This window comes from Microcystis aeruginosa NIES-843, assembly GCF_000010625.1.
GTDB classification, from domain to species: Bacteria; Cyanobacteriota; Cyanobacteriia; order Cyanobacteriales; family Microcystaceae; genus Microcystis; species Microcystis aeruginosa.
In genome coordinates this window covers 3,099,315-3,111,696 of sequence record NC_010296.1, presented here as the reverse complement: position 1 = coordinate 3,111,696, position 12,382 = coordinate 3,099,315, and the positions used below count along the sequence as shown (strand labels likewise).

Genomic DNA, 12,382 nt, shown 5'->3' with positions numbered 1-12,382 from the left:
CGCATTTCTCACAAACTGAATTAAGAACCTAATTTGGAGGTTAAAAGTTGGTGTTTTTCAAAAATAAGAGAAACCCGCTTAGTTATCAAGGAATAATCTGACTAAACTAATCAAAAAATTCCTGAATTACTGGAAAAATTCCGTCAATTAGGGAAAATGTTCACGACAAAGTTAGCTGAATTTATAAGCAGCCATTTTTAAGACTATTTAATGATCTTTGAAAACTCTTCAACTTATCCAGTTCCCGCTATCGCTTGAATTCTAGAGTAAGCTATCGCTAAAATATCTTGATAGGGACAAGAACTGGCAATTGCGATTAAAATTCTTCTGACACTAACAGTAATTCTAGCTCCTAATTTAAGGAAATTAAGGCGAATTGTTCCCACTGTCGCTTTGGCAAAAGAAGTTTTAGCCAAACAATTTTGACGAAAAGCTTGCATTAAAACATAAGCCATTGATGACAACCAAAGTCTTAATTGATTACTCTCAAATGTCTGTGTCGAATTCCGGTCAGCAAATAAGTCTAATTGTTGCTCTTTAATTCGATTTGACCTCTCACCTCTGGGGCAATATTTTTCAGTGTAAAGTTTAGATGGGGGAATCTTTGATGCAGGTAAAGAAGTCACAACGTGGCGAATTTTTACGCCCTCACTACCAGGACAAACTTTTGTCACCACTCTTCTTGAACGGCTCCAGGATTTTTGGGTTTGATAACATAGGGAACGATACCAAGTCGATTCTGGTACCAATTTCGCCAATTCTCCTAACTCTTCATCGGGAGAAAATAACGTCTCCATTAATTCAGTAACTGGCTGAAGTCTTTGCTCGTAATCTGCCTTAGCTTTCTCAATTACATCGGTCGCTCGTAATTTTAATTGACTATTCGTTGCCATTGCTAAAACATAATCAACTCCTGCTTGACTTTCGCAAAATTTCATGATATCTTCACGGGAATAGGCACTATCTCCTCGTACTAATATCTGCGTATCTGACCATTTTTCTCGAATTATACCGATTATTCGCTGCAATTCTTCTAATGCTCCCCCAGCAGTATCTACATGAGAAGACCGGAGTTTAGCTACTAATAAATGATGCTCACAGAAAATATACAAAGGAGCATAACACACTCCTTTATAATAAGTATTGAAAAACGCTCCCTCTTGATTTCCATGCACTTGGTCATCGGTGACATCCATGTCTAAAATAATTGGTTTCGGTGGCTTTTTGTAGGATTCTAGAAAGATGTCCACAAAAGCTTTTTCAATTTCTTTGGGGTTAGGCTCGATTTTATGGTAACGACTGTTCTCTTGATTGATGACTGTTTCCGGACAATATTCTAGTCGATTAATTGTACTTTTTCCCGCTAAATTTGCTTGGGCTGAGTCAATAAAATTTAGTTTTTTCAATGCTATTGCTAAAGCTGGAGCATGACGTAATTTATCATGATCATTGACATCCTCATATCCCAAAACTATCCCATAAACTCTTTGTGCGAGTAGTTCATGAACTGAATAATCTAGATAGGATGAATTTCGATAATCTCGAAAACATTCGGCAAACCGAGCCGTTATTTTTAGCTTTTGGTCTAACTCTGCCATCAAAATAATTCCTGCATCTGAGGTGATTTTTCCTCCCTCAAAATTAGCGATTACTTGTCTTCCATTGAGGTTTCCAAAATTTAATTGATTGAGTCGAGACTGGTCTGAACTAGGAGTCATAAACTTGACATACTTTAAATAGTTTTAATGATTAAATTATAGCAAGCTTTTGACTTCATTCTCTACTTAAAATTGAGACTTTATCAACTAATTAACCTAAAAATACTCATTTTAAATTTGTTCTTTTTTCAAGGTCTAATTGATGATGAGCTTAAGTTGAATCCTAACAACACACTGTCGTTTTTGCTACAAGGCGATCACCCAGTCAAAACCCAGATTTTGTAAGGCTTCGGGGGTTGGTGATCGTACTTTTTGTGAGAAATGCGGGCACAGACCGGACAATTTTCAAGGGTAAGTTCGATCTGATTGTCTATTCGCTCAAAGCCATTGCGAGTTGTTCCCTCGTGACCATATTTCGGACCCCTTTTCTTCTTGACCTTGCTCTCAAATCCTTGACTTTTCTTCTTGTACCCATCTGACGAGGGCGGTAGGGAGCTATTCTCACTGTTCCTTTGACTCAGTTTGTTGAGCTTTTCTTTCAACTGTTCTAATTCTTTTTCCAGCTGACATACCTTGGCTTCCAGCTCTTGCTTATCTTTCTCTCCCCCATCTAGCCTAGCTTTTAGCCCTTGGTTTTCTTGATTCTGCTTTCGGTAAGCTTCATACCAAAAACTCGCCCCCATCTGCTCTGGGTCGAAGTCGGAGGCGTTGATTAAGGTCGCCAGTAGTTGGTCGTTAATTTCCATGTCCTCTATAACTGGACTTCCCCGTTGACAAAAGGCCATAACCTATGCTGTAGGAGGGATTAAGAGAATTTCCGCCGCCCCGTTACTGGGTACAAATCAGGGAAACTCCTAATAAATCTAAAGCCTTTTGTTGCAGTTGAGTCGGTCGAGTTATCTTAGAAAAACGATAACTTCCCTCCCTAATCGTACATTCCACTGTATTCAAGCAAATTGTCCCTAAGTCTTCCAACAAAGTCCGAAAGCTATGCACAGGAAAGTTCTCTTGATTCCGTTTTTTTCTCTCTTTAGATTGCACCGATTCACTGCGACTCGCCTTAATCACATTCAGAGAACTATCATCAATTTCTTCATCCTCAAATAACAAAGGAGCCAAAGACTGTTTTAAATGCCATTCCACATAATAAGCCAACATACATAAAAAGATATGAGCCTTGACTTTGGACTTTGGACAAAAAAAATTAAATTTGCGTAATATTTACGCAAATTTAATTTGCGTTTAATTTTGCCTAGTCAGTCTCACATCAAAGAGGAAAGGGTTACTCCTCTTTTAATCCCTCGTTATAATAAGAAGGGTCAGGCTCCGTTTCCCCTCCAAAACAAACATCCAAGTAACTTTCATGGAGAGAATTAATAACTCTCTCTAATTCGTCAATAAGACTTCTTCGAGCTACTTTTTCCACCGCCTCAAGATGAGCTTCGCTTCCAGCTTTACCTAAATATAAATATTTACTTTTTTTGTTACTATCAGTTGCTGTTGGAAAAAGCGGTTCGTTGCTTTGTAGTTTATAATACCAGTAAATTTTTTGATGAAAGCTTAGTTTGATAACGAATCACATGACAAGGGGGCGGAGCGACTTCTCCTTCTGCTTCGATTTTCTGGATTTTTTGCTTCAACTTACGAATAGTAGCCTTGATTTGTTTGGCTCTAAGTCCAGCTTCTTGGTTCGTCTTCAAGAAATTATATTTGAGCATCAGCTTACAGATTGGGGGCTTCTTATATTATAAGAATATTTGCGTATATTTCACGCAGATTAATTTCTCATATATTTTTTCCGATGAAAAGTCAAGAAATTTGTCCTGATGTCGAAGAACTTTTGAAGTGGAGAAGGCAACTCTATAACGCCCTTGGTTCGAGACGCGAGACGGTCATGGAATTGCTGGATTCCCTCTCGTCGAATCGACAAGCTTCAACAGTTGCCGAATTATCTTTGAACCCTTTATTTCGTCGAGATTATAACAGTTTATATAAAGGGATTCAAGAGTTTTTACCAAGTCCAACAAATGACAATTATCAAAAAGCAGTTGATAGCTTATTATCAGTCGTTTCGGCTACTATTCCTCCCCCCGTTTCTAGACAATTCTATTTATTTGGAGTAGATGTAACTCCTTGTCCAAAACCTTATTCGGCGACTCTAGAAGACAAAAAGTATATCTATCAACCCAATACTATCAAAGGCAATAAACCCATCAATATTGGTCATGCTTATTCAGTAATTGCTGCTCTGCCAGAACGAAGTGAAACGGGAAACGTGCCTTGGGCAATTCCCCTGTCAGGACAACGAGTATCTTCAGGAGAAAAAGACATTTCTGTGGCCAGTAACCAAGTCAAAAAAATCCTGAACCATTCCTCAGTTCCCTGGAAAGATAAATTATCAGTTTTAGTCGCTGATAGTCTCTATAGTCAGCGAGGTTTTCTTGGAGAACAAGTCAAGCAAAATAATTTAGTTACCCTCACACGAGGGAGAAGTAATCGGGTCTTTTATCGGCAATTTATTCCTGAAGATTATTCTCCCAAACAACCGGGTCATCCCCGTTGGTATGGGGATAAATTTGACCTCAAAGATGAGACAACTTGGCTCGAACCAGATGAAATCATTCAATCAACTTTTACGACTAAAAGGGGACGTGAACTTAATCTCAAAATCTCTGGTTGGAAACAAATGCTAATGAGGGGAACATCCGACTATGAAATGCACTCTCATCCCTTTACCTTACTACAAATTATTGTCAGTGATGAAACTGGTAAAGCCGTCTGGAAACCGATGTGGCTTATCCTTATTGGTTCTCGTCGTTATGAGTTAAGTCTTCAAGAATGTTATGAGGCTTATGGACAACGTTATGATCTGGAACATCTTTTTCGATTTGGTCAACAAAAATTGTTGCTGAATGCCTATTATACCCCTGAAGTTAATCATGAGGAAAATTGGGTTCAACTCACCCTATTAGCTGCTGTAAATTTATGGGCAACTAGGAAATTAGCTCTGGTTTTACCCCGTCCTTGGGAGCAGTATTTGAAAAAAAGTGAATCGGTAGAAATTACACCCAGCTTGGTTCAAAGAGACTTTTACAGAATAATTTCGGAGATTGGCACTTTGGTCAAATCTCCCAAACGCCGAGGTTATTCGGCTGGACGAATTAAAGGTTATAAAAAAGTGCCACGAACCCGCCATCAAGTTATCAAAAAACAGACAAAAAGTAAAAAAGAAAAGATGAAAGTTCCCTAAGTCTTGCTAAGAAGACCTTAAGAACCGCTATTTTTCAGCTTTTTTTCTGGCTGAGACAAAGGAGATATTGCCTCAAATTTTATTTGCGTAAGTTTTACGCAAATCTGTTTTTCTTTGTCCAAAGTCCAATTGACTCTATCACCCTTATAATGATAGATAGGACGTACCTTTAAATCAATTGACTTATAACAGCGAAATGCCTCCTCCACTTGAGACAAACTTTTATAAGCTTTAACCGTCGTCGCTGCATCCATCAAAGTTGACTCCAGAGAAGTTCTTAACACATACACACCATCTAAGGCCGTTTCTTGAGCGATTAATTCCAGCTTACGCTGATAAGAAAAGCCTTCTTCTGTTATCTCTAGGTTATAGTATTTATTGACCTTAAACTGATGAAGAACCTTGCCCACTCTCAAAGCTATCTTATCTTGACCCTTTAAAGCTCTTTTCTCCCTTTGAGTCGCCTGAACAATCAAATCTAGTTCCTTCTCTACCGCTTCTAATAATGCCTCTCTTTGTAGTTGATTTTTCTGGGCAATGAAGGGATTCCGACAAGCAATTAATCTTTCGTCGGGATAATCTTCACTCTCAAATTCCACCAAGTTTACCTGCTCAAATAATCCTAATTGAATCACTTCTACCTCAGCCAGTTTCCGAATTTGAGGCTTAGTTAAACCAGTAATATAGTCTAATCCTTCTAGCGGTTTTACTAATTCCTTGATTTTCGAGTTGGTGAAAATTCCTCTATCGCTTACCCAGACCACATTCTCAATCCCCCAACCCTTTCTGACTTTCTCAATTTGTCCGCTTAAAGTAGCACCGTCTGAGGTGTTTCCTTCAAATACTTCTACCGCTATCGGACAACCCTTAGCTGAACAGAGCAACCCAAAAACTATCTGAGTTTTCCCCTTCTTTTTATCTCGATTATAACCATATTTTCCCAGTTCACAACCATTTCCTTCTAGGTAGGTAGAAGTGACATCATACAAGACTAATGTTCCTGATTCTAAGTGTTTAATTGCTAGTGGGACTTAGACAAAAAACAAATCGATAAAAGCCTCAACTCCAATCCCCGCTTGGGATTTACTTCGAGAAGCCCAAAATCGCTGAAACCCAGATATATCAAGGAAAATCATAAATCGAGGTTAACCCTTTGTCCCGTAATGGTTTGAGCCTTTTTTGCTGACCGAAAACGCCTAAGTCCCACTAGGTGATTCTCAATTTTATCTTGTTTTTCTAATAACCAATCTAAGGCGTTATATAATTCGTCTTCATCGGCTTTCTCTAAGTCTAACAATTGTCCTAAACTCTGACTACAAGTCTCGCTATTAAACCCTCTCGCTGTGGCTAGTTTCGATTTAGGATTGATGATTCTTGCCACAATCATCGCCACCACTAAGTTTCTGATTCGGGAGGATTTTTCACTGATTATTTTATCTAAACCCAATTTTTTAATCGTCTCTAAAATAGCCATCACATGACCATGAGGAAGACTTCTAATCACTTCAAAATGAGCGGGAATGCCTTCATTCATTGACAGTGTTGCTCCTTTAAGAGCCAGTTTCAGATTGTCGATAATATCATCGGGTAATTTTGAGAGATTGGCCAGGGTTCTTTTTTTGACTTGTTCTCCTTCTCGGTAGGACTCCCGAAGAAGAACGGCGGGGGGGGAATTACGGTTAGGAACTTTTTCTATATACATGGCTATCATTCTAGCAAATAGAGAGAATTCTTGTCCATTAAGAAATGTTACAAATTACATGGGTACATTAAGAAAGGTTAAGGGGCGTATCCATTGATGGATAAGGGTTTTCGGCTATTATAGTATATATGTATGGGGGAAGTTCAGCTATAATACAGCCCCTGTCAGGGTCCTGTTCATTCTCAATTAACACTTCTTATTGCACTGACTAATTACAAGCAAAAATCAAAGTAGCCAGAATTCATGCCCAAATTACTGATAACAGAAAAGACCATTTACACAACCCGCATTTCTCACAAACTGAATTAAGAACCTAATTTGGAGGTTAAAAGTTGGTGTTTTTCAAAAATAAGAGAAACCCGCTTAGTTATCAAGGAATAATCTGACTAAACTAATCAAAAAATTCCTGAATTACTGGAAAAATTCCGTCAATTAGGGAAAATGTTCACGACAAAGTTAGCTGAATTTATAAGCAGCCATTTTTAAGACTATTTAATGATCTTTGAAAACTCTTCAACTTATCCAGTTCCCGCTATCGCTTGAATTCTAGAGTAAGCTATCGCTAAAATATCTTGATAGGGACAAGAACTGGCAATTGCGATTAAAATTCTTCTGACACTAACAGTAATTCTAGCTCCTAATTTAAGGAAATTAAGGCGAATTGTTCCCACTGTCGCTTTGGCAAAAGAAGTTTTAGCCAAACAATTTTGACGAAAAGCTTGCATTAAAACATAAGCCATTGATGACAACCAAAGTCTTAATTGATTACTCTCAAATGTCTGTGTCGAATTCCGGTCAGCAAATAAGTCTAATTGTTGCTCTTTAATTCGATTTGACCTCTCACCTCTGGGGCAATATTTTTCAGTGTAAAGTTTAGATGGGGGAATCTTTGATGCAGGTAAAGAAGTCACAACGTGGCGAATTTTTACGCCCTCACTACCAGGACAAACTTTTGTCACCACTCTTCTTGAACGGCTCCAGGATTTTTGGGTTTGATAACATAGGGAACGATACCAAGTCGATTCTGGTACCAATTTCGCCAATTCTCCTAACTCTTCATCGGGAGAAAATAACGTCTCCATTAATTCAGTAACTGGCTGAAGTCTTTGCTCGTAATCTGCCTTAGCTTTCTCAATTACATCGGTCGCTCGTAATTTTAATTGACTATTCGTTGCCATTGCTAAAACATAATCAACTCCTGCTTGACTTTCGCAAAATTTCATGATATCTTCACGGGAATAGGCACTATCTCCTCGTACTAATATCTGCGTATCTGACCATTTTTCTCGAATTATACCGATTATTCGCTGCAATTCTTCTAATGCTCCCCCAGCAGTATCTACATGAGAAGACCGGAGTTTAGCTACTAATAAATGATGCTCACAGAAAATATACAAAGGAGCATAACACACTCCTTTATAATAAGTATTGAAAAACGCTCCCTCTTGATTTCCATGCACTTGGTCATCGGTGACATCCATGTCTAAAATAATTGGTTTCGGTGGCTTTTTGTAGGATTCTAGAAAGATGTCCACAAAAGCTTTTTCAATTTCTTTGGGGTTAGGCTCGATTTTATGGTAACGACTGTTCTCTTGATTGATGACTGTTTCCGGACAATATTCTAGTCGATTAATTGTACTTTTTCCCGCTAAATTTGCTTGGGCTGAGTCAATAAAATTTAGTTTTTTCAATGCTATTGCTAAAGCTGGAGCATGACGTAATTTATCATGATCATTGACATCCTCATATCCCAAAACTATCCCATAAACTCTTTGTGCGAGTAGTTCATGAACTGAATAATCTAGATAGGATGAATTTCGATAATCTCGAAAACATTCGGCAAACCGAGCCGTTATTTTTAGCTTTTGGTCTAACTCTGCCATCAAAATAATTCCTGCATCTGAGGTGATTTTTCCTCCCTCAAAATTAGCGATTACTTGTCTTCCATTGAGGTTTCCAAAATTTAATTGATTGAGTCGAGACTGGTCTGAACTAGGAGTCATAAACTTGACATACTTTAAATAGTTTTAATGATTAAATTATAGCAAGCTTTTGACTTCATTCTCTACTTAAAATTGAGACTTTATCAACTAATTAACCTAAAAATACGCATTTTAAATTTGTTCTTTTTTCAAGGTCTAATTGATGATGAGCTTAAGTTGAATCCTAACAACACACTGTCGTTTTTGCTACAAGGCGATCACCCAGTCAAAACCCAGATTTTGTAAGGCTTCGGGGGTTGGTGATCGTACTTTTTGTGAGAAATGCGGGACAAGCTAACCACTCAATTAGTTCGTGAAAACCAAACGATTGTGGTTGAGAATTTAGCCGTCAAGAATATGGTCAAAAACCCGAAATTATCTCAGGCAATATCTGATGTAAGCTGGGGAGAAATCACCCGACAATTAGCCTATAAATGCCGTTGGTATGGGAGAAATTACATCGAAATAGATAGATGGTTTCCCAGTTCTAAAAGGTGTAGTAATTGCGGGTATATTGCTGAGAAAATGCCGTTAAATCTGGACTTCCCCCGTATAAACATACTAGCTATGGCTAAAAGTCTTATAGAGCCTGAGTTAAAGCCATATATAGCAATTCTTGGAGCTATGAGGTACAATAGAAAGTAAATAGACAAATAATAGAACTTACCAGCTTCCTATGAGACCCTATTCCGTAGATTTTCGCCAAAAAATTATCGATGTCTGGAAGAAAGAAAAAATTTCCATTCGAGGACTAGCCCAGAGATTTGACGTGGCTAAAAGCTTTATTCAGAAGTTATTGAAGCAACATAAAGAAACAGGAGATATCCGTCCTCGTCCGCAAGGGGGAAGTCCGCCAACCAAGTTAAATAGTGAACAACTGATAATTTTAATAGAAATCATCGAAGCTAACAATGATGCAACTCTCGAAGAATTATCGGACTTACTGTATGAAAAGACACAGGTGAAAGTCAGTAGAGCCACCCTGGGGCGGCTTACGCAAAAACTCAATTACAGTTTCAAAAAAAAACACTACACGCGGCGGAAAAAGAAAGTGACAGGGTACAGCAAAAAAGAGTGGAATACTGGTCAGAAGTTCGGGAAATTGAGGCATCAAAACTAATTTTCATCGATGAATCGGGGGTAAATTTAGCCCTTTTGAGACTCTATGCTAGAGCCTTAATTGGCCGAAGAGCTCGGGGAAGAAAACCACAAAAAAGAGGGAGAAATATTTCAATAATTAGTGCTATAAGCTTAGAAAAAGTTGTCGCATCAGTCAACATATACGGTGCAGTGGATGCGGTAACATTTGAAGGATTTATTCTAAAGGAAGTGCTGCCAAAAATTAAAGAAGGAGACTGTCTGATCATGGATAACGCCAAGATTCATCTCGGAGAAATGGTCAGAGAAATAATCGAACAAGAAAAAGCTAGACTCATCTATTTACCTCCTTATTCTCCCGAATTCTCTCCTATTGAAAACTTTTGGTCAAAAGTGAAAGCGACGTTAAGAAAACTGAAGGCGAGAACTTACAAAGACTTAATAGAAGGGATTGAATTGGCTATGTTAGAAGTTACTCAAAAAGATATTCGCAATTGGTTTACTCACTGTTGCTACTGTACCTCATAAGTCAGAGAATTGCTATAATACTAATGGACTACTGGACACAAACTCCTGAAGTCCTTACGCTGATAGGGTTTGAGGCAAAAATTTTCAAATTTGACCTTTCGACCATTATAGCTTGTTTCGGGGCAGAAAACCAGCAAAAACATGGCTACAGAGGGAATCGCTGACTCTAGAGATTAATGACACCATCTGTTACAATGAGGTTAGCGATCACTATACAGCCAACTCTACGGAATCGCTCTACTCCAGATACAGTCAACGGTACAGCCATTTTCAAGCGAAAAATGTACCCAGTAGTGGCTTGTCAATTTTTTCTGAGAAGCTCCATGCAGTAAGGGTTTTGTTGATTTTTTAGTATTTCTGTATGGGGGAAGTCCAGTTAAATATTCGAGAATGGGACTGTCCAGACTGTGGGACTCACCATGACCGAGATATTAACGCTAGTAAAAATATTTTGGCCGCAGGGCTTGCGGTGTCAGTCTGTAGAGCGACCTGATGACCAGAACAGAGTAAATCTGTTAAGGCAGGTGCGAAAAATCCTTCGGGACCCCAAGCAGAAACCTAAATCGTGAGGTTTGGGAATCACCGTCCGTTTACGGTGGTGAGGATGTCAAGGTTTGAAGAACAAGGCAACGAGTGGCCAAGACTTCCTAACCCACATTCCGCACCCTAAAGTGTCACATTGAAAATTTTATCTAAATCGTCAAAACGATTGCCGGCTCTGAATTACAGGCTAATTTGTTTGCCCAGCAGATGCACAATTAGCCCTAAAAATCTGATAGCTCTGATACCAAATTATTGAGATCAACTCTCATTAAGCTGGCGATCGCTGACTAGAGTGTGACACTTCATAATTCTTAGTAATCGCTAAAAGTCTTACTATACAAGGGCTAGAGCAACTTTTGATTTCAACGACTAGGGTGCGGAATGTGGGTCCTAAGCGTTCCTGTATCGTCTCGAAGTGTCGATTGACTAACGGTTCAAGTACTGAATTTATGGGGAAGAAACCAGTTCACGGTAACTGTGGGCGAACGCAAAGCGCTGGGAGCAAGTCAAAGCTGAAGAACAAATAAACTACTTGACAAAAGCATCAATTGGGTATGGGATAGAGAAAAGAGTGGGGAAAAGACAAAAATGACTCCAGAGCAACAACAAGAACTTAACCAACATATTCAAGCGATAGCCAAGATTCTTCATCAGGAAGCTGAGGCTGAAAAAATCCAAACTTTAGAGGGAATAGAGACGACAATAAGAGAACAGACCTGAAAATATATAACTCCGAAACTAGGATTTTTTTTGGTCACAAAAACGACAGGAACTCAAGCCGGGAGACCGAGAAAAATAAAAAGCATCATCGGAGAATTATGCCTGACAGAAAAACAAGCAATCCGTTTAAATATTCCTCGTAATAACCAAATTAGTCCTTACTTAGAACGCTGTTGTTTAAGAGCTAGTGCCAATGTTTCTTATGAAAATGCCGCCAGAGATCTTCAATTTTATACAGGGATGAAGGTCTCGGCTAGGACTCAACAACGATTAGTCCATCGCCACCAATTTGCCGAAGAAGAATCAGGAAACCCCGTTCAAGAAATTAGTCTAGATGGAGGAAAAGTGCGCTTAAGAACCGAAACTAAGGGAGAGGCTTGTATCTGGAAAGATTATCAAGCAATCTGTGTTGATACTTTCCTAAGAAAAGCTTGGTTTGGAGAGAATGAATCGTTAATATATTGGGTTAATCAACAACCTTTATCTGACCCCCTTACCTGTTTGGGAGACGGACATCCCGGTATTGGGAAAATTGTGAAAAACTGGGATTGTCCAGGAGAAAAAAGAGAAATACTTGACTGGTTTCATTTGGTAGAAAATCTTCATAAAGTCGGCGGTTCAGTGAAGAGATTGAAAAAAGCAGCAAGTTTATTATGGCAGGGCAAAATTGAGGAAACAATAGCATTAATCTCTCCTTTAAAAAACGAACGAGCTGAAAATTTCTGTCGTTATTTAGAGATTCATCGTCATCGAATTGTTAATTATAATTACTATCAACAAGAACCCGCATTTCTCACAAAAAGTACGATCACCAACCCCCGAAGCCTTACAAAATCTGGGTTTTGACTGGGTGATCGCCTTGTAGCAAAAACGACAGTGTGTTGTTAGGATTCAACTTAAG

Annotated in this window: 7 protein-coding genes and 6 pseudogenes; 5 read left to right on the top strand and 8 right to left on the bottom strand. The window is 38.7% G+C overall.

All coding sequences use genetic code 11. The features are described from left to right. Positions 1 to 233: 233 nt before the first annotated feature. The 5 genes and pseudogenes from MAE_RS14750 to MAE_RS35100 all read right to left on the bottom strand — a co-directional run bounded on the left by MAE_RS14750 (position 234) and on the right by MAE_RS35100 (position 3,376). Positions 234 to 1,718: an IS1380-like element ISMae9 family transposase gene (locus tag MAE_RS14750; protein WP_012264152.1), complete on the bottom strand. Its 1,485-nt coding sequence runs from the start codon at positions 1,716 to 1,718 to the stop codon at positions 234 to 236. 197 nt (positions 1,719 to 1,915) lie between these two features. Beyond that, positions 1,916 to 2,443: a DUF6444 domain-containing protein gene (locus tag MAE_RS34120; RefSeq protein ID WP_012266308.1), complete on the bottom strand. Its 528-nt coding sequence runs from the start codon at positions 2,441 to 2,443 to the stop codon at positions 1,916 to 1,918. Between the two features lie 43 nt (positions 2,444 to 2,486). Further along, positions 2,487 to 2,843, bottom strand: a pseudogene (locus tag MAE_RS14740) (tail length tape measure protein); the annotation flags it as partial. A gap of 97 nt (positions 2,844 to 2,940) precedes the next feature. After that, positions 2,941 to 3,084 (bottom strand): hypothetical protein, encoded by a 144-nt coding sequence (locus tag MAE_RS35105; protein WP_231859621.1) that lies wholly within the window; start codon positions 3,082 to 3,084, stop codon positions 2,941 to 2,943. A gap of 103 nt (positions 3,085 to 3,187) precedes the next feature. Beyond that, positions 3,188 to 3,376: a hypothetical protein gene (locus MAE_RS35100; RefSeq protein ID WP_012263819.1), complete on the bottom strand. Its 189-nt coding sequence runs from the start codon at positions 3,374 to 3,376 to the stop codon at positions 3,188 to 3,190. A gap of 83 nt (positions 3,377 to 3,459) precedes the next feature. Between MAE_RS35100 and MAE_RS14730 the strand changes: the two genes are divergently transcribed. Further along, positions 3,460 to 4,908, top strand: coding sequence for an NF041680 family putative transposase (locus MAE_RS14730; protein ID WP_012266307.1), 1,449 nt, complete (start codon positions 3,460 to 3,462; stop codon positions 4,906 to 4,908). Positions 4,909 to 5,039: 131 nt separating this feature from the next. On the opposite strand, the pseudogene MAE_RS14725 reads toward MAE_RS14730, so the two are convergent. The 3 genes and pseudogenes from MAE_RS14725 to MAE_RS14715 form a co-directional block, all read right to left on the bottom strand. Then, positions 5,040 to 5,933 (bottom strand): annotated as a pseudogene (locus MAE_RS14725) (IS1634 family transposase); the annotation flags it as partial. 185 nt (positions 5,934 to 6,118) lie between these two features. Beyond that, positions 6,119 to 6,610: pseudogene (locus MAE_RS14720) on the bottom strand (tail length tape measure protein); the annotation flags it as partial. Positions 6,611 to 7,128: 518 nt separating this feature from the next. Further along, positions 7,129 to 8,613, bottom strand: a complete 1,485-nt coding sequence (locus tag MAE_RS14715) for an IS1380-like element ISMae9 family transposase (RefSeq protein WP_012264152.1) — start codon at positions 8,611 to 8,613, stop codon at positions 7,129 to 7,131. A 270-nt stretch (positions 8,614 to 8,883) separates the two neighbouring features. Between MAE_RS14715 and MAE_RS14710 the strand changes: the two are divergent. The 4 genes and pseudogenes from MAE_RS14710 to MAE_RS29800 form a co-directional block, all read left to right on the top strand. Next, a pseudogene (locus tag MAE_RS14710) lies at positions 8,884 to 9,132 on the top strand (IS200/IS605 family accessory protein TnpB-related protein); the annotation flags it as partial. Between the two features lie 136 nt (positions 9,133 to 9,268). Then, a protein-coding gene (locus tag MAE_RS29815; RefSeq protein ID WP_076611860.1) for an IS630-like element ISMae26 family transposase occupies positions 9,269 to 10,218 on the top strand; the annotation gives its coding sequence in 2 pieces (ribosomal slippage) (positions 9,269 to 9,611 and positions 9,611 to 10,218; 951 coding nt in all). A gap of 367 nt (positions 10,219 to 10,585) precedes the next feature. Further along, a pseudogene (locus MAE_RS35095) lies at positions 10,586 to 10,787 on the top strand (zinc ribbon domain-containing protein); the annotation flags it as partial. A gap of 562 nt (positions 10,788 to 11,349) precedes the next feature. Further along, a pseudogene (locus MAE_RS29800) lies at positions 11,350 to 12,264 on the top strand (ISKra4 family transposase); the annotation flags it as partial. Positions 12,265 to 12,382: the final 118 nt, after the last annotated feature.